The sequence below is a fragment of the Trinickia sp. Z7 genome (assembly GCF_056498045.1).
Map to the genome: position 1 here is coordinate 828283 of NZ_JAUEQW010000001.1, position 17364 is coordinate 845646.

15 protein-coding genes are annotated in these 17364 nt (G+C 63.8%); 3 read left to right on the plus strand and 12 right to left on the minus strand.

Annotated features, from left to right (window positions below; genetic code table 11):
- Nucleotides 1–101: 101 nt before the first annotated feature.
- A complete protein-coding gene (gene uvrC / locus QQS38_RS03645; protein ID WP_479643984.1) occupies nt 102–2243 on the minus strand; it encodes an excinuclease ABC subunit UvrC in 2142 nt (713 codons plus the stop codon).
- A gap of 151 nt (nt 2244–2394) precedes the next feature.
- Between uvrC and earP the strand changes: the two genes are divergently transcribed.
- From earP to QQS38_RS03660, 3 genes are all read left to right on the plus strand, one after another.
- Nucleotides 2395–3561, plus strand: a complete 1167-nt coding sequence (gene earP / locus QQS38_RS03650) for an elongation factor P maturation arginine rhamnosyltransferase EarP (protein ID WP_479643985.1) — start codon at nt 2395–2397, stop codon at nt 3559–3561.
- Nucleotides 3562–3691: 130 nt separating this feature from the next.
- Nucleotides 3692–4249: an elongation factor P gene (gene efp / locus QQS38_RS03655; RefSeq protein ID WP_479643986.1), complete on the plus strand. Its 558-nt coding sequence runs from the start codon at nt 3692–3694 to the stop codon at nt 4247–4249.
- A gap of 320 nt (nt 4250–4569) precedes the next feature.
- Nucleotides 4570–5949, plus strand: coding sequence for a sigma-54-dependent transcriptional regulator (locus QQS38_RS03660; protein WP_479643987.1), 1380 nt, complete (start codon nt 4570–4572; stop codon nt 5947–5949).
- Between the two features lie 121 nt (nt 5950–6070).
- Here QQS38_RS03660 and nagZ read toward each other — a convergent pair whose 3' ends face one another.
- The 11 genes from nagZ to QQS38_RS03715 form a co-directional block, all read right to left on the minus strand.
- The gene (gene nagZ, locus QQS38_RS03665; protein ID WP_479643988.1) at nt 6071–7099 is read right to left on the minus strand and encodes a beta-N-acetylhexosaminidase; all 1029 of its coding nucleotides are present in this window, start codon (nt 7097–7099) and stop codon (nt 6071–6073) included.
- Nucleotides 7100–7178: 79 nt separating this feature from the next.
- Nucleotides 7179–7592 (minus strand): holo-ACP synthase, encoded by a 414-nt coding sequence (gene acpS / locus QQS38_RS03670; protein ID WP_479643989.1) that lies wholly within the window; start codon nt 7590–7592, stop codon nt 7179–7181.
- A 17-nt stretch (nt 7593–7609) separates the two neighbouring features.
- Nucleotides 7610–8374 carry a pyridoxine 5'-phosphate synthase gene (gene pdxJ, locus QQS38_RS03675; RefSeq protein WP_479643990.1) on the minus strand — a complete coding sequence of 255 codons (765 nt, stop codon included), beginning with the start codon at nt 8372–8374 and terminating at the stop codon, nt 7610–7612.
- A complete protein-coding gene (gene recO, locus QQS38_RS03680) occupies nt 8371–9312 on the minus strand; it encodes a DNA repair protein RecO (RefSeq protein WP_479643991.1) in 942 nt (313 codons plus the stop codon). Before recO ends, pdxJ begins: the two co-directional genes overlap by 4 nt.
- Entirely contained in the window at nt 9299–10162 is an 864-nt protein-coding gene (era, locus tag QQS38_RS03685; protein WP_479644100.1) for a GTPase Era, read from the minus strand. Before era ends, recO begins: the two co-directional genes overlap by 14 nt.
- Before the next feature lie 103 nt (nt 10163–10265).
- Nucleotides 10266–11513: a ribonuclease III gene (gene rnc / locus QQS38_RS03690; protein ID WP_479643992.1), complete on the minus strand. Its 1248-nt coding sequence runs from the start codon at nt 11511–11513 to the stop codon at nt 10266–10268.
- A 127-nt stretch (nt 11514–11640) separates the two neighbouring features.
- The gene (gene lepB, locus QQS38_RS03695; protein WP_479643993.1) at nt 11641–12534 is read right to left on the minus strand and encodes a signal peptidase I; all 894 of its coding nucleotides are present in this window, start codon (nt 12532–12534) and stop codon (nt 11641–11643) included.
- A gap of 15 nt (nt 12535–12549) precedes the next feature.
- Nucleotides 12550–14343, minus strand: coding sequence for a translation elongation factor 4 (lepA, locus tag QQS38_RS03700; RefSeq protein ID WP_479643994.1), 1794 nt, complete (start codon nt 14341–14343; stop codon nt 12550–12552).
- 152 nt (nt 14344–14495) lie between these two features.
- Complete coding sequence (locus tag QQS38_RS03705) at nt 14496–14783, minus strand: glutaredoxin family protein (protein WP_479643995.1); 288 nt, start codon at nt 14781–14783, stop codon at nt 14496–14498.
- Nucleotides 14780–16297: a DegQ family serine endoprotease gene (locus QQS38_RS03710; RefSeq protein ID WP_479643996.1), complete on the minus strand. Its 1518-nt coding sequence runs from the start codon at nt 16295–16297 to the stop codon at nt 14780–14782. Before QQS38_RS03710 ends, QQS38_RS03705 begins: the two co-directional genes overlap by 4 nt.
- A 22-nt stretch (nt 16298–16319) precedes the next feature.
- Nucleotides 16320–17360, minus strand: a complete 1041-nt coding sequence (locus tag QQS38_RS03715) for a MucB/RseB C-terminal domain-containing protein (protein ID WP_479643997.1) — start codon at nt 17358–17360, stop codon at nt 16320–16322.
- Nucleotides 17361–17364: the final 4 nt, after the last annotated feature.

Below are 17364 nucleotides of genomic sequence, written 5' to 3' on the forward strand. Positions count from 1 at the left end.
GCCACCGCGACAGCCCATTCATGCCGGTTCCGGGCCTGCGCCGGCAGAGGAATGTCTCATTCGACCCGGGATCGTACCCTCGGCGGCGCCCGGCCGGTGGCTCAATGCAGTTGCCGGTAGATCTGCTCGGCCAGCGAGCGCGAAATGCCTTCGACGCTCGCCAGGTCCTCCACGCTCGCCGCGACCACGCCGCGCAGCCCACCGAAGCGCGCGAGCAGACGCTGCCGCCGTTTCGCGCCGATGCCCTCGAGTTCTTCGAGCCGCGACGTTTGACGTGCCTTCGCCCGTTTCGCGCGCATCCCCGTGATCGCGAAACGGTGCGCTTCGTCGCGGATCTGCGCGACGAGCATCAGTGCGGCGCTTTCCTTGCCGAGTTCGAGCGCCGCGCGGCCATCGGCGAAGACGAGCGTTTCGAGGCCGACCTTGCGACCCTCGCCTTTGGCGACGCCCACCAGCATCGAACGATCGAGGCCAAGTTCGGTGAAGACCTGCCGGGCAACCTCGACCTGCCCTTTCCCGCCGTCGATCAGCACGATGTTGGGCAATGCGCCCGCCGCGGCCACCGGTTCAGGCGAACCCGCCGCTAGATCCGGATCGGCCCCGGCTTTCGGCTGCGGCTCGCTCGCGCGCGCGTCGGCATTGCTCGCAGCGAGTTCCACCAGCTTTTCGTAGCGCCGCGTAAGCACCTGGCGCATGGCGGCATAGTCGTCGCCTGGCGTGATGCCGGTGATGTTGTAGCGGCGATACTCGCCCGGCTGCATTTTATGGTCGCGGTAGACGACGCAAGACGCTTGAGTTGCTTCGCCCATCGTATGGCTGATGTCGAAGCATTCGATGCGCAAATGCGCGAGGTCGTCGCACTCCATGTTCAACACGTCGGCCAGCGCGCGCGTGCGCGCCTGCTGCGATCCGCGCTCGGACAACAAGCGCGTCAGCGCGAGCCGGGCGTTTTGCTCGGCCATCGCCAGCCAGACGCGTCGTTGCCCTTGCGGCTGGCGCACGAAGCTGACTTTGTGGCCGGCCTGCTCGGCAAGCAGATCGACCAGCTCGCGATTGGCGGGCGCGTGACTCACGACGAGCACGGGTGGAATTCGATTGCCAAGATAGTGCTGGGCGATGAACGCTTCGAGCACTTCGGTCTCGATGCCGGAATGAAGACGATTCGCTTGCTCGGTCTGAGCTTGTTCGGTCTGAGCTTGCTCGGCCTGCGCAGCGTCGGTCGTCCGCCCCTCGAGCGGCGCCTGCGCTTCTATCGCTGCCTCGCTCACCGTCGAAGCGTGCGCCGGCTGCACCCCCTCCAGGCCTTCGGTCTCGCCCTCCCACGCCTCGTCCAAAGCCGCTTCGTCGACTGCAATGGCGCTTTCGAGATGCGCGGGGAAGTACGCTTTGTCGCCCAGATGCCGCCCGCCGCGCACCATGGCGAGATTCACGCAGACGCGTCCCCCCTGCGCTACGACAGCGAGAATGTCGACATCGCTATCGCCCCCAACCTCGATCGCTTGCTGGTGCAGCACCGTGGAAAGCGAACTCATCTGATTGCGCACGGCTGCAGCCTGCTCGAACTTCAGTTCGGCCGCGAACGCATGCATTTTGGCTTCGAGCTCCTTCATCACCTCGCTCTGCCGCCCGAGCAGGAAGCGCGAAGCATTCGCAACGTCGCGCGCGTAGTCCTCCTCGCCGATCGCGCCCACGCACGGTGCGGTGCATCGGCCGATCTGATGCAGCAGGCAGGGCCGCGTCCGATTGCTGAACACCGAGTCTTCGCAAGTGCGTAGTTGGAACACGCGCTGCAGGATCTGAATGCTTTCGCGTACGGCCCACGCGCTCGGAAACGGCCCGAAGTACTGGTTCTTTTTGTCGACCGCGCCGCGGTAGTAGGCCATGCGCGGAAAGCGATGCCCCGTCAGCTTCAAATACGGGTACGACTTGTCGTCGCGAAACAGGATGTTGTAGCGCGGCGCCAGCGCTTTGATCAGATTGTTCTCGAGCAGCAGCGCCTCGGCCTCCGAGCGCGTCACCGTGGTTTCGATTCGCGCAATGCGCGTGATCATCATCGCGATGCGCGGCGACAGTTGCGTCTTCGTGAAGTAGCTCGACACGCGCTTTTTCAGATCCCGCGCCTTGCCGACGTAGAGCACGCTGTCCTGCGCGTCGTAATAACGGTACACGCCCGGCAGGTGCGGCAATTGGGCTAGGAGCTTCTTCGGTTCGAAAGGCGGCTTCGGAGTGTGGGAATCGGTCATGCGTATAGGAGGCGAAACGCCGCACGGCTAGTGGCGGCGTGCTTTAGAATCGCCAGTTTAGACCATTTGCGCAACGGTTCGCGCCGTCCGGCGCATCGCGCTTCGCGCGGTTTCACGGTCTGCTCGCCCACCCTCGCCCGTTGCCCGCGCCATGAGTCCCGCTCGCCCCGACACGATTGCCTGCGACCTGTTTTGCGCCGTCATCGACAATTTCGGCGACGTCGGCGTATGTTGGCGCCTGGCGCGACAGCTTGCCGCCGAGTACGGGTGGCAAATGCGCTTGCTCGTCGACGATCTGCATACCTTCACGCGGCTTTGCCCCACGCTGGACGTCGGGCTCCCGCGGCAGCGCGTCGAGGGCATCGTCGTCGAACATTGGGGCGAGATGGCGCACGCGGGCGACCCGATCGCCGTGCCCGATATCGTGATCGAAGCTTTCGCCTGCGAACTGCCGCCCGCTTACGTCGCGGCCATGGCCCGCCGCGTTCGGGCGCCGGTTTGGCTCAATCTCGACTATTTGAGCGCCGAAGACTGGGTGGCCGACTATCACCTGAAACCGTCGCCGCACCCGCGCCATGCGCTCACCAAAACGTTCTTCTTTCCCGGCCTCGGCCCCGGCACCGGCGGCGTCGTGAAGGAACGCACGCTCGATGCCGAGCGCGTCGCCTTCGAAACCTCCGAAGACGCGCGCAACGCCTGGTGGCGACAGGCCACCGGAGCGCCGCGTCCCGATCCGGATACGACCGTCATTTCCCTGTTCTGCTACGAAAACCCGGCCATCGATGGCTTATTGGAGCAGTGGCGCGATGGGCCCGAGCCGATCGCGTTGCTTGCGCCCGAAGGACGCATCTCGGGCGCGCTCGCCCGCTTTTTCGGCGCCTCGCGGTTCGGCGCGGGGACCCATGCCGAGCGCGGCAACTTGCGCGCGCATTCGTTGGCGTTTCGGCCACAGCCCGAATTCGACCGCCTGCTATGGGCGAGCGACGTCAACTTCGTGCGTGGCGAAGATTCCTTCGTCCGCGCTCAATGGGCGCACCGGCCCTTCGTCTGGCATATCTATCCGCAAGCCGACGCGGCGCATTTGCCCAAACTGGACGCCGCTCTGTCGCACTATGCGGCGGCGCTGCCGGCGCCGGCGCGTGCGGCGCTCGGCCGCTTTTGGCATGCATGGAACGGCGCCGACGCGCCCGATTGGAGCGACTTTTGGCGCCATCGGGAAGCCCTTCGAGCGCGCGCCGACCAATGGGCGGAGGAACTCGCGTCCGTGGGGGACCTAGCCGGCAACCTAGCCGAATTCGCCCAATCTCAGTTAAAATAAACGGTTATCCGACGGCTTAGCGCATTGAGAAGCATTGAGAAACATCGGCAATGCGGGACTGATTAAACGATCGATGTCGATGCCGTTGAGCAACAGATCAACCACCTTATTCGCATAGGATCGTTTTTTTATGAAGATTGCACAGGAACTGCGCACGGGCAACGTCGTGATGATCGGCAACGACGCCATGGTCGTGCTAAAGACCGAGTACAACAAATCGGGCCGTAACGCCGCCGTCGTCAAGATGAAGCTGAAGAACCTGCTGACCGGCGCAGGCATGGAATCGGTGTACAAGGCGGACGACAAGTTCGACGTCGTCGTGCTCGATCGCAAGGAAGTCACGTATTCGTACTTCGCAGATCCCATGTACGTCTTCATGGATGCCGACTACAACCAGTTCGAAGTCGAAGCCGAGTTGATGGGCAACGCGCTCAACTACCTCGAAGACGGCATGCCTTGCGAAGTGGTGTTCTACAACGAGAAGGCCATTTCCGTCGAGTTGCCCACCACGCTCGTGCGCGAAATCACGTACACGGAACCGGCGGTGAAGGGCGATACGTCGTCGGGCAAGGTGCTCAAGACCGCGAAGATCAACACGGGCTTCGAACTGCAAGTCCCGCTGTTCTGCAACATCGGCGACAAGATCGAAATCGATACTCGTACCGACGAATACCGTAGCCGCGCGTAACCGACCTACCGCGCACGCCCTCGCTGGGCGTATGCGGCACGTTATGCCGACTGAAGGCGCCCCACGGGGCGCTTTTTTTTTCGTATGAGTAGTGTATGGTTGAGCAATCTTTACCGGTCGTTTTTGCACTATCGCGTGGCCGGTACGGCCGCTCTTGCCGAGTGACGCCCGCAAGTACTTGTTCTAAAAAGGAGAATGATCTGGCACGCGATATGCTTTGCTTACGCCGCCTGTTTCGCCGTCGAAAGGCGTTTTCCGTGCATGGCGTTTTTTTACACGGCGCCGACGGGCTCTCGACTCCTTGATTGATTACGCCAGCCATGCCACATGCCCTGATTGTCGAAGACGATCCCAATAGCTTGTCCGGCCTCAACGCTATCGTCGCCGCGGACGGCTTTTCCGTCGACACCGCCGCCACGCTTGCGGAGGCACGCGCTGCGCTGACGCGCTTCATCCCCGATGTCGTGTTGATCGACCTCAATTTGCCCGACGGTAGCGGGCTCGAGCTACTGCACAATTTGCCGGCTCAACCGGACGGTGTCGTTCCCGTCATCGTCATGACAGGCAACGCAACGGTCGAAAGCGCCATCGAAGGCTTACGCCACGGGATTTGGGATTATCTGCTCAAGCCCGTCAATATCCCGCGTCTGCGCAGCTTGCTTGCGCGCATCCCCCGTCCGTACGAGCTGACCGAGGAAGTGCAAACGCTGCGCACGACGTTGCGCCGGTTGGGCCGCTTCGGGCCGATGATCGGCCGCAGCAATGCGATCCAACATGTCTACGATTCCATCGAACGGCTTGCGCCCACCGAGTCCGCCGTGCTCATCTGCGGAGAAGCCGGGACCGGCAAGGAAGTCGCGGCCCGCACGCTGCATGAGATGAGCCGTCGCCGCAAAGGTCCGTTCGTGGTGTTCGACTGCCGTGCGTTCGCTCGGGATCCTGCCAGCGAGCGGGGGCTCGACAGCATGCTGTTCGGCCAGGAAAGCGCCATCCCCGCCATCGAGCGACGCGAGCCGGGCCTGTTCGAGCAAGCGGCGGGCGGCACCCTCTTCTTGGACGAAATTGCCGAGCTGCCATTGCCGCAGCAAGAAGCGCTACTGCGTGCACTCGATTCGCAAACCTACATGCGCGTGGGCGGCAGCAATCAAGTCAGCGTCGATTGCCGCATCGTTGCCGCTTCGCGCAAGCCGGCCCGCGACGCCGTCGCGCAGGGCATCTTGCGCGAGGATCTATGGCTGCGGCTGGACGCGGCATCGGTCGCGCTACCGCCTCTGCGCGAGCGCGACGACGATGCCGTGCTGATTGCGGAGGCGCTTGTCGACGAGCTCAACCGTGAAATCAACGCGAGCGGGCTCGCCACGGTGAACAAGCGCATCGGGCCGAATCTCGTACGCGAGTGCCTGACCTACGATTGGCCCGGCAACGTACGTGAATTGCACGAACGCGTGCGGCGCGCCTATAACGCGTCGGGCGAAATCGTCGATTCGCTACGCGCCGACGAAACCAACGGATCGACCGGGCGGCGTTTGAATGGAGGCAGTGTGCAAGTCACCGTCGGCACGCCGCTGTCCGACGTGGAGGATTTGTTGATTCGCGCCACGCTAGACGCCGTGGGCGGCACGCGTCACCGCGCCGCCACGCTGCTCGGCATTAGTCCAAAGACGCTCTACAACAAGCTGCAACGGATGAAGATGGCCTGAGACAGAGCACGCGGGCGCGACGTGGCGCGGCCAGCCGCTCGCCCGCCGCGCGCTCGGACGTCTCGCGCACCCGGCGCCGCACACAGCCCATCGCGTCGCACACGGCGTTTCTTCGCGAGCCCTAGCGCAAAGTCGCGCGCAGTAGGGCCAGGGCGTCTCGATACGTCGGCCGGCCGGCCAATTTGCGCCAGGTCGGCGCGGAACCCCGCGGGCGCAGTTGCTTGATCCTGCGCACGCTTTCCTTCGACGGCGTATATCTCAATTCGTCGAGCACCGCCCCTGCGGCGTCGGGCTGATTGCATATGAGCACCATATCGCAACCGGCCTGAAGCGCCGCCTGCGCCGCCTGCGTCAACGTGCCGCCCGCCCGCGCCGCTTCCATCGACAAGTCGTCGCTGAAGATCGCGCCGGTGAAACCCACTTTGCCGCGCAAGATGTCCTGGAGCCAAATGCGTGAAAATCCCGCGGGCTTCGCATCGACTTTCGAGTAGATCACATGGGCCGGAATGACGGATGCGAGCGCCATGCCGAGCCAGTCGTAGGGCATGACATCCTCGCGCAGGATGACATCGAGGTCGCGCTCGTCCACCGGCAACGCCACGTGCGAATCAGCCGAGGCGAAGCCATGCCCCGGAAAATGCTTGCCGCAGTTGCTCATGCCGGCCAGCGCCAAGCCATGGTTCAAACTCTTGGCAAGCAGCGTCACGACGCGCGGGTCGCGGTGAAACGCACGATCGCCGATCACCGCCGACCGCCCGTAATCGAGGTCGAGCACGGGCGTGAAACTGAGGTCCACGCCGCACGCGCGCAATTCGGAGGCAAGCACGTAGCCCGTCGCCGTGGCGACCTTGGTCGCCAGCAGCACGTCGCGATCCCACAGCTCGCCAAGGCGTCGCATCGCCGGCAGCACCGTGAAGCCATCGGTGCGAAAGCGCTGCACGCGCCCGCCCTCGTGATCCACGGCGATCAGCAGATCGTCGCGCACATCCCGAATCGCATCGGTCAGCGCGATCAGTTGCTCCCGGCTCTCGTAGTGACGCGCGAACAAAATCACGCCGCCGGTCATCGGGTGCGATAAGCGGCGTAGGTCGTCGTCAGCGAGCACGGGCCCCTTGACGTCGAGCATCACCGGTCCGATAGATTTTTTCATCGAAGAATGGGAAAGGAAAAAGACGAAGTGTCGAGGGCCGAATGCGCGGCACCCACCGTCCCGGGTGAGGGCCGCTCGGTCAGGTTGCGGGCGTCGCCGCCTGCGTTTCGGCGATGACGAACGCCACGGCGTAATCGCGCTCGTCGCTGATGCTCACGCGCGCCGTGATGCCTCGGGTCGCGAGCCATTCGGCCAGTTCACCCGAGGCCTTCACCACGGGTTTGCCGCTCGCCTCGTTCAGCGTTTGCAGCGCGCGCCAGGTCATCGGCCAATGCATACCGAGCCCGATCGCTTTGGAGAATGCCTCCTTGGCCGAAAACCGCGTCGCCAGAAACGCGAGACCGCGCGCCTGTGAGCGCGTGTTGCGCGCGTGGTAGACGCGCAGTTCGTCCGCGCCTAGCACCTTCTCGGCGAAGCGCCCGTTCGTGCGCGACATCACTGCCGCGACGCGGCTCACTTGAACGATGTCGGTGCCGATTCCGTAGATCGCCATGCGTATGCCGTATGTGGTCAGTGCGTCGCGCCAAGACGCGCGGCCACCATAATGGCCTTCATCTCGCGCACCGCGTTATCCCACCCAACGAAGATCGCATGCGCGACGATCGCGTGGCCGATGTTCAATTCGACGATGCCTTCGATGGCTGCAATCTGCTGCACGTTCGTGTAATGCAGGCCGTGGCCGGCGTTGACCTTCAGGCCGAGCGACACGCCCAATTCCACTCCGCGCACGATGCGCTCGTACTCGCTCCGCTGCTCGGCTTCGTCGTGCGCATCGGCGTAGCGCCCCGTGTGCAGTTCGATGACGGGCGCGCCCGCTTCGTGCGCCGCACGAATCTGGGCCTCGTCGGCATCGATGAAGAGCGATACGCGCGAACCGGCATCGGCCAGTTGCCGGCAAGCGGCGCGGACGGCTTCGAAGTGGGCCGTCACGTCCAACCCGCCTTCGGTCGTCAGTTCCTCACGTTTTTCCGGCACGAGGCAAATATCGTGAGGGCGCACCGCACAGGCGATATCGAGCATTTCCCGGGTGACTGCGCACTCGAGGTTCATCCGCGTGGACAGTTGCGTGCGCAGCGAATGCACGTCGGCGTCGACGATATGACGACGGTCTTCGCGCAAATGCAGCGTGATCGCGTCGGCGCCTGCCGCCTCGGCGGCAAGCGCTGCACGAATCGGATCCGGGTAGCGCGTGCCGCGCACGTTGCGCAGGGTGGCGACGTGGTCGATGTTGACGCCGAGTTCGATGACGGTCGGCGACGTCAAAAAGAAGCTCATAGGTTCTGCAGATCGAGAAGAATTTGTCGGGTGGCGAGCGGCGCACCGCCAAGATAAGTGTTGAGTAGGAAGCGCATCAGCGTTTTGCTTTGCGCGACGGTCTGGGCACGATGGTAATCGTCCCGCTCCATGTCGAGCAACGTCTGCCCCGACACGACAGGCCAGTGCGCGGGCAACTCGCTCACGGCCTCGCGCACGCCGCGCTCGGGGTCGAACACATAACGACCTTCGGGCGTCACCGGTTTGCGCGCCACGGTGCGATCGAGCGCCATGGCGTAGCCTGTCTCGCGCAGCAGCACCCGCTCGAACGAACGCAGGACCTGCACGGGCGGTTCCTCGTGCGCGAGCCGCGTCAGGGTGACGACGTAGTGATGAAACAATTGCGGATGGGCGTCTTCGCGCGCGCAGAACTTCACGAGCAATTCATTGACGTAAAAGCCGCAGAGCAGCGCGTCGCCCGTCAACGGCAGCATGCCGCCCACCCACTCGGCCCCGGTCAACGTGCGCATCTCCGATTTGCCCGACCACGACATCGACAACGGCTGAAACGTCTGCAACACGCCGCGCAACGCCGAGTGCGGGCGCTTCGCGCCTTTCGCGACGAGCGCCAGGCGGCCGTGGTCGCGAGAGAAGACGTCGATGACGAGACTCGTCTCGCGATAAGCGTAACTGTGAAGAACGAAGGCCGGCTGCTCCGCAATGCGATGCGACGGCTCGCGGGCTATGCGGCGCTCGGGCGCCGGCATGCCCTCCTCACCCGCGTTCGCGTCCACTCGACGCGCGCGTCGACGCTCCTTCGCGTCAGGCTCGGTCGAAGCCGATCTTGCCGGCACGGCGCGGCGCTTGGCCGCGCTGCGCCGATCGGCGTGCTCGTCGGTTTCGTCGCCGACGCGGTGAAGCGTCACCGCCTCGTCGCGGATCCCATCATTCGTACCCATAGGCACGCAGCCCGGCTTCGTTGTCGGCCCAGCCGCTCTTCACTTTGATGAAGGTTTCGAGATAGACGGGACCGTCGAAGAGCCTCTCCATATCGAGGCGCGCTTCGGTGCTGATCTGCTTGAGCTTCGCGCCCTTATGGCCGATGATCATCGCCTTGTGAGCGTCCCGGTCGACGAGGATCGTCGCGAAGACACGGCGCAGGCGTCCTTCCGTTTCGAACTTGTCGATGAGCACCGTGCTCGTGTACGGCAATTCATCGCCGGTCCAGCGAAACACCTTTTCGCGCAGGATCTCGGCGGCGAGGAAACGCTCGCTGCGGTCGGTCAGATCGTCTTCGCCGTAAATGGGGGCGCCCTCGGGCAGATACGGCTTCACCGTCTCGAGCAAATGCTTGACGTCTTCGGCACGCTTGGCCGAAAGCGGCACGATCTCCTTGAACTCGCGCAACGTGCCCATGCGCTGCAAGAACGGATAGAGCGTCTTTTTATCGTTGACCCGATCGAGCTTGTTGACGACGAGCAGCAGCGGTGCCGAGGGCGGAACGAGATCGAGCACCCTCTGATCGTCGGGGCCGAAGCGGCCGGCTTCGATCACGAACAGCACGGCGTCGACGGCCGTCAGGGTCGAGGTGACGGCGCGATTCAACGAGCGGTTGAGCGCGCCGCTGTGCTGGGTTTGAAAGCCCGGCGTATCGACGAAGATGAACTGGGCATCCTCGAACGTGTGGATCCCCGTGATGCGATGACGCGTAGTTTGCGCCTTACGCGAGGTGATGCTGATCTTCTGACCGACGAGCGCATTCATCAACGTCGATTTGCCGACGTTGGGGCGGCCGACGATGGCGACCATGCCGCAGCGAAAGCCGGAGGAAGTGGGGGTATCGATCATGCGGAACAGGCGGTTCGAGAAGAGGCGGCGCGGCGCACGCTTGGCGCCGGGGACGCTAAAGAGATCATGGGTGATCGGGCTCCGGCGCGCGCGCACGCGCGGCGCCGGCTATGTCGGAGATCAGCTCCGCTTCGCCGCCTGACACGGCGCCGCCGCTCATCGACGTTTTCGCGCTGGCACCCGCTTCGGTCTTGCCTTGGGTGTCCGCCTTCAGGTCCGGCTTCGGCGCGGGCGCGTCGGACATGACATCGGGCTTGCCGTCGGATTTCGCTTCGGCCCGGCCCGCCGGCTCCTCGACCTTCGCAAGGGCCGCATCGGGCTTGGCCGACTGAGCCTCGGCCTTACCGGACGCGTCCGCCTTCGCGGGCGCTTCCTGTGCACGCGGCACGCCCTTGTGCTCGACATGCGCCGCGCGAATCATGGCCGGCGGCACGGTCGCGGCGCTACGTTCGGCGGCTTCAGCCGCCGCACCCGCTTTCGCGGCTTCGCTGCGGCCCGCTTTGTCCTTCTCGGCCTTGCGCTCGGGCGCTCTGAGGTCGAGCGCCGCTTGGATGCCCTTCACGCCCGGCACGACCTCGGGCTCGCCCGCCTTGGCCGCCCGCGCACCGCGTGAGCGCTTGGGCTTCGTTGCGAGCGCCGGTTGCAACAACATGACTTCGTCCAGCGCCTTTTTCGCCGCGGCCTGCTCGGCGGCCCGCCGGCTCGCGCCCGAGCCCGATACTTTCACCTCGAGCTTGGGCACCGTGCATTCGACCTCGAACTGCTGATTGTGAGCGGCACCGTGCGTCGCCACGACCGTATAGGTGGGCAATGCGATCTTGTGCCCTTGCAGATACTCCTGCAGCAGCGTCTTGGAGTCCTTGCCCAACGTGCGCGGATCGATGTGATCGAGGATCGGCACGTACAAACGCTTGATGACGGTCTGAGCGACATCGAAGCCGCCGTCGAGGAAGATCGCCCCGAGGATCGCCTCGAACGCATCGGCCAAGATCGACGGCCGCCGGAAGCCTCCGCTACGCAGTTCCCCTTCGCCAAGCCTGAGGGACTCGGAGATATTGAGGGCCTGAGCAATCTCGTACAGCGACTGCTGTTTCACGAGGTTGGCGCGAACGCGGGACAGATCGCCTTCGTCCAATTTGCCGAATCGCTGATACAAAAGCGCAGCCACCGCGCAATTTAGAACGGAATCGCCCAAAAATTCGAGCCGTTCATTGTGCGAGGCACTATGACTGCGGTGAGTTAACGCCTGGCGCAACAATTCCGCATTGCGAAATTCGTAGCGCAACCGGCTTTCCAGCGGAGATAGCGGCATGTGCAGAGTATAACGCGCGCGCCTTACCCGACGGTTTGCGGGGGTAAGGCGCGAAAAACATAGCGAGCTGGGGGTGTGTCAGCGTCGACGAGGGCGAAGGCGGCGCGCAAGCGCAGCCCGTCTGCGCTCAGTTGAACGAACCGATGCGTTTCAGATTGCTGAAGTTCATCCAAATGAAAAACGCGCGGCCCACGATGTTGCGATCGGGCACGAAGCCCCAGTAGCGGCTGTCGGCGCTATTGTCGCGGTTATCGCCCATCATGAAGTAGTGCCCTGGCGGCACCTTGCAGACGACGCCCGCGCTGTTGTACGAGCAGTTGTCGCGATACGGATAGTCTTCGGCGCCGATCACGAACGGCGGCACGGCCGGATTGTTCAAAATGCCATGCTTGCGCCCGTCGAGCGACTCCTCGAACTGCTTGGCGTAGCCGATGCGCTCTTCGTCGAAGTAATCGGGCAACGGCGTCTCGGCAACGCTCTTGCCGTTGATCGTCAGGCGCTTGTTCTCGTAAGCGACGACGTCGCCCGGCACGCCGACCACGCGTTTGATGTAATCGACCGATTCGTCCTTCGGATAGCGGAACACGACGACGTCGCCGCGTTGCGGCGCTCGCCCCTGCGTGATCTTCGTATCGGTGATCGGCAGGCGCAGGCCATACTCGAATTTGTTGACGAGGATGAAATCGCCGACGAGCAGCGTGGGCACCATCGAGCCCGACGGGATCTTGAACGGCTCGACCACGAACGAGCGCACCAGGAATACGACGAGGATGACGGGGAAGAAACTGGCGGTGTATTCGAGCCACCAGGGCTGGCGCAGCTTCTCGTCGCGCAGCCGCGCGCGCGTTTGCGGCGCATTTTCGTCGGCGAAGCGCTCGCCGATGCGGGCCTGTTGCCGGTCGAACTCGTCGACGGCGGCGTCGGCCGCTCGCCGTCGTTGCGGCAGAAACACCAATTTATCGGCAACCCACGCGATGCCCGTCAACACGACGAGCACAAAAAGAATCAGCGCAAAGTTCATGTAGTAGAGGTCCTGTTATTTGTCTTCGACGCGCAAGATAGCGAGGAAAGCCTCTTGCGGAATCTCGACGGACCCGACCTGCTTCATTCGCTTCTTGCCTTCTTTTTGCTTTTCCAACAGCTTCTTTTTACGCGTGATGTCGCCCCCGTAACACTTGGCGAGCACGTTCTTGCGCAGCGCCTTGATGTTTTCTCGCGCGATGATGTGCGCGCCGATGGCGGCCTGAATCGCGACGTCGTACATTTGGCGCGGAATGATCTCGCGCATCTTGGCCGCCACTTCCCTGCCGCGGTATTGCGACTGCGTCCGGTGGACGATGACGGACAATGCATCGACTTTGTCGCCGTTGATGAGCATATCGACCTTGACGACATCGGACGGACGATATTCCTTGAACTCGTAATCCATCGACGCATAGCCGCGCGACACCGATTTGAGCCGGTCGAAGAAGTCGAGCACGATCTCGGCCATCGGGATCTCGTAGGTGAGCTGAACCTGGCGGCCGTGATACTGCATGTTGATCTGGTTGCCGCGCTTTTGCGTGCAGAGCGTGATGACCGAACCGACATAGTCCTGCGGCATATACAGGTTCACGGTGACGATCGGCTCGCGAATCTCCTCGATCTTGGACGGATCGGGCATCTTCGCCGGGTTCTCGACCATGATCGTCGTGCCGTCGCGCTGCACGACCTCGTACACGACGGTAGGCGCCGTCGTGATGAGGTCCATGTCGAACTCGCGCTCGAGCCGCTCCTGCACGATCTCCATGTGCAAGAGGCCGAGAAAACCGCAGCGAAAGCCGAAACCCAGCGCTTGCGACACCTCGGGCTCGTATTGCAGCGACGCGTCGTTGAGCTTGAGCTTTTCGAGCGATTCGCGCAGCGCGTCGTATTGATTGGCCTCGACGGGATAAAGCCCCGCGAACACTTGCGGCTTGACTTCCTTGAAGCCGGGCAGCGGCTCTTGCGCCGGGCGCGAGGCGAGCGTGACCGTATCGCCCACCTTTGCCGCCGTGAGTTCCTTGATACCGGCGATGATGAAGCCCACCTGCCCCGCCGCGAGTTGCTCCAGGTCCTTCGACTTCGGCGTGAACACGCCGATGTGCTCGACCGGGAACTGCGCGCCCGTGGCCATCAGCTTGATCTTGTCTTTCGGGCGCAGCGTGCCGTTCACGATGCGCACGAGCATCACGACGCCGACGTAGTTGTCGAACCACGAATCGATGATGAGCGCCTGCAACGGCGCGGCCGGATCGCCCTTGGGCGGCGGCACCTTCACGATCAGCGCTTCGAGCACGTCTTCGACGCCCAGGCCCGTCTTCGCGCTGCAGCGCACGGCGTCGGCGGCGTCGATGCCGATGACGTCCTCGATCTCGGAGATCGCGTTCTCGGGGTTGGCCGCAGGCAGATCGATCTTGTTGAGCACCGGCACGACTTCGACGCCCAGTTCGATCGCGGTGTAGCAATTGGCGACCGTCTGCGCCTCGACGCCTTGGCTCGCGTCGACGACGAGCAGCGCCCCCTCGCACGCCGAGAGCGAGCGGCTGACTTCATAGGAGAAGTCGACGTGGCCCGGGGTATCGATGAGGTTCAGGTTGTAGATCTTGCCGTCGCGAGCCCGATAGTGGAGCGCGGCCGTTTGCGCCTTGATGGTGATGCCGCGCTCGCGCTCGAGATCCATCGAGTCGAGCACTTGCGATTCCATTTCGCGGTCGGACAAGCCGCCGCACAGTTGGATGATGCGATCGGCGAGCGTCGACTTGCCATGGTCGATGTGGGCAATAATCGAGAAGTTGCGTATGTGATCCATTCAGGGCCGATCAAGCGAAAAAGGCGCGCTCGTACGACTGCGGAGCACGCCTTGTAAGTACGTGAAAAACCGGGCTATTTTAGCCGAAGTGGGCCTGGGCCGGGACATTTTGCGGTGCAGACGGCCGATGCGCTCGCCCGCGGCAGGCTCGCTCACGCTGCGCGATTGGCCAATGCCGCACGCACGCGTTCCGCGTCGAGGCGGTAACGGCTCAACTCGACGCCTTCGTACACGAGCACCGGCACGAGCTCGTCGTAACGTTCGACCAGGGCAGGGTCGGCATCGACGTCGACCACGTCGATGCGCGCCCCGACAGCGCGCGCGAGCGGCTCGAGCTGGGTCAACATCTCTTCGCAAAGATGGCACCAAGCCCGCGAGTAGAGCGTCAGCGACGGCAACGTCGAGGCCGGCAACGGCGCTGCGGCGGGCGTATTTTTCATTTGGCTTGCGTGCGCGGCTTTATCGGCACGAACTGCGTGTTCTCGCCGCGGCGCACGAGCACCGGCACCATCTTCTGCGGATCCACGCGCGCCGCGACTTGGTCGAACTGCTTCGCGCTCGTCACATCGGTATCGCCGACGCGCAAAATAATGTCGCCCTTTTGCAGTCCGACGCGCGCGGCCGGGCCGTCGACAGCGTCGACTTGCACTCCGCCCGTGTGCAGCTTCATCGCCTTGACTTGGTCGGCCGAGAGATCGGACACCGTCACACCCAGCGCATTCGACGGACGCGCCTTGGGCGCGGGCGCCTGCTGCTCGTCTGCCTTCGCCAATTTCTCGGGCTGCGTTTGCACCACCGTGATCGGCAACTCGCGCGATTGCCCTTTGCGCCAAATGGTCACCGTGGCCCGGGTGCCGGGCTTGGTGTCGCCCACCATGCGGGGCAAGTCCGTATCGGCTTCGACCGGCACACCGTTGAATTTGAGGATGATGTCGCCGGGCTGGATGCCTGCCTTGTCGGCCGGACCGCCGGGCTCGACGCTGCTCACGAGCGCGCCTTGGGCGCGCGGCAAACCGAGCGAATCCGACACATCCTTCGTCACCTGCCCGATCGAGACGGCGATGCGGCTGCGCACCACCTTGCCCGTGGACTTCAGCTGCTCGGCCACGCGCATCGCTTCATCGATGGGAATGGCGAACGCGATGCCCATGAAGCCGCCCGTGCGGCTGTAGATCTGCGAGTTGATGCCGATGACCTCGCCTTGCATGTTGATGAGCGGGCCGCCCGAATTGCCTGGATTGACGGCCGCATCGGTCTGGATGAACGGCAAATAATCGCCCGTCTCGCGCCCTTTCGCGCTGACGATGCCTTCCGTCACCGTGTTGTCGAGCCCGAACGGCGAGCCGATCGCGAGCACCCATTCCCCCACGCGCAATTTGTTCGAGTCCCCGATCGTGACGGCGGGCAGACTCGCCGCGCTGATCTTCACGATGGCGATATCGGTGCGATCGTCGGCTCCGATCAATTTCGCCTTGAACTCGCGCTTGTCGGTAAGCGTGACGTAGATGTTGTCGGCGTCGTCCACGACGTGCGCGTTCGTCATCACATAGCCGTCGGAAGAGATGATGAAGCCGGAACCGACGCCGCTGTTCTGCTCGCCGCCATCCCCGTTGTCGGACGGGTCGGGGCTGCCGCCGCGATCGCCGCGGTCCCCTCGGCCGCCGCCGCGCGGCGTATTCGGCGCCTGCGGCAAGGGAATGCCGAAAAAACGCCGGAAAAACTCGGACATGTCGCCGTCGCCCATCCCCGGCGGGGCGTTGCGTTGGCCGCTCGCAGTCGGCACGCGAGCGGTCGTACGGATGTTGACGACGGCCGGGCCGACCTTATCGACGAGGTCGGCGAAGTCGGGCAAGGCCACCCCGGCCGGAATGGCCGATGCCGTATGGGGCGCGAACGACAGACACGCCATGGCCGCGGCGGCCGCGAAGAATTTGCGCACCGAGAGATTCGTCATAGGAAGGGCAGCAGAAAAAGCGTTACTTGGTAGCTTTGTATTCTATGGCAGACGCGAAGCGCTGCAGCGTTGCTAGGGGAACTTCCCCTAGCACGGTGACCCAGTAATCGCGATATTTCGTGACTAGCACATGCGTGGCGCCGGTGCTGCCCACTCCTTCCTTGCGCGAGCTTTTTTCGGCAGGCTCGACGAAAACGGAAATCGTGGACAGTCCGTCGGAAAACACGGCTTGATCCACGGGGATCGGCGGGGCACCGGCCTCGCGCGCCGCCATCGGCCGGCGCAGCTCGCGGATTTCGTGGAAACCGGGGACATCGGGCTTGATGCGCCAGCCTTGCGCTTGCATGTCGATCGGGGAGACGGGCGGACGCACGAGCGTCCAGCCGCTGGTGTTACGCATGCCAGCGGCGATGCTCGACTTTTGCGCGGGCACGCCCAACCGCACCTGCGTAAAAGCCGTCTGCTCCAACACCTGCCCAGAGGCGTCGAGCGTCTGCACGCGCAGCAGCAGCCCAGTCTTCGCCTCCGCCCAAAGCTTATAGGCGAAGCGGTAAGCGTCTTTCGGGTCGAGTTCGATGACCTGCGCGTCGAGGCCTGCGACGCGATCGCCGCTGAGCAGCTTCGGATCGTACACCGACAACACTTGCTCGCCCTTCTCGCTCATCAGCGCCGGAAACGCATCGCGGTTCAGCCGTTTTTCGACGACGCACAAATGGCGCTCGGGCACGAACGTGTAAAGATCGTCGTCATGGCGCAGCAGCTTGCGCGGCTGGCCATCCAGGCTTTCGAGCGATTCGAACTCGCCTTCACCGCGCACCGCGTAATGCGCGATACGAGACGATTGCACGAAATTGCCGCGCTGATAGACGAAAACGCCTTCGTAATTCTCGCGTTGCGCAGCCTCGTGAATTCGATCGAGCCACGCCGCAGCCTGCTGGCGGACCGACGGATCGGCTTGTGCGATTGCGGCGCGCGGGGACGCCGAGAGCAACGCAGCCGCGCAAATCAGCCACGCCGCCCATTGCCCCCGGGCGGCGGCGCGCATCGAGCGCAAGGTCTGCATCGAC

Bases quoted from the DNA above. Each gene is read 5' to 3' on its own strand.
- efp (WP_479643986.1), top strand. From the start codon at position 3,692: ATGAAGATTGCACAGGAACTGCGCACGGGCAACGTCGTGATGATCGGC.
- rnc (WP_479643992.1), bottom strand. From the start codon at position 11,513: ATGCCGCTATCTCCGCTGGAAAGCCGGTTGCGCTACGAATTTCGCAAT.
- earP (WP_479643985.1), top strand. From the start codon at position 2,395: ATGAGTCCCGCTCGCCCCGACACGATTGCCTGCGACCTGTTTTGCGCC.
- recO (WP_479643991.1), bottom strand. From the start codon at position 9,312: ATGGGTACGAATGATGGGATCCGCGACGAGGCGGTGACGCTTCACCGC.
- QQS38_RS03660 (WP_479643987.1), top strand. From the start codon at position 4,570: ATGCCACATGCCCTGATTGTCGAAGACGATCCCAATAGCTTGTCCGGC.
- nagZ (WP_479643988.1), bottom strand. From the start codon at position 7,099: ATGAAAAAATCTATCGGACCGGTGATGCTCGACGTCAAGGGGCCCGTG.
- lepA (WP_479643994.1), bottom strand. From the start codon at position 14,343: ATGGATCACATACGCAACTTCTCGATTATTGCCCACATCGACCATGGC.
- acpS (WP_479643989.1), bottom strand. From the start codon at position 7,592: ATGGCGATCTACGGAATCGGCACCGACATCGTTCAAGTGAGCCGCGTC.
- uvrC (WP_479643984.1), bottom strand. From the start codon at position 2,243: ATGACCGATTCCCACACTCCGAAGCCGCCTTTCGAACCGAAGAAGCTC.
- pdxJ (WP_479643990.1), bottom strand. From the start codon at position 8,374: ATGAGCTTCTTTTTGACGTCGCCGACCGTCATCGAACTCGGCGTCAAC.
- QQS38_RS03715 (WP_479643997.1), bottom strand. From the start codon at position 17,360: ATGCAGACCTTGCGCTCGATGCGCGCCGCCGCCCGGGGGCAATGGGCG.
- era (WP_479644100.1), bottom strand. From the start codon at position 10,162: ATGGTCGCCATCGTCGGCCGCCCCAACGTCGGCAAATCGACGTTGATG.
- QQS38_RS03710 (WP_479643996.1), bottom strand. From the start codon at position 16,297: ATGACGAATCTCTCGGTGCGCAAATTCTTCGCGGCCGCCGCGGCCATG.
- QQS38_RS03705 (WP_479643995.1), bottom strand. From the start codon at position 14,783: ATGAAAAATACGCCCGCCGCAGCGCCGTTGCCGGCCTCGACGTTGCCG.
- lepB (WP_479643993.1), bottom strand. From the start codon at position 12,534: ATGAACTTTGCGCTGATTCTTTTTGTGCTCGTCGTGTTGACGGGCATC.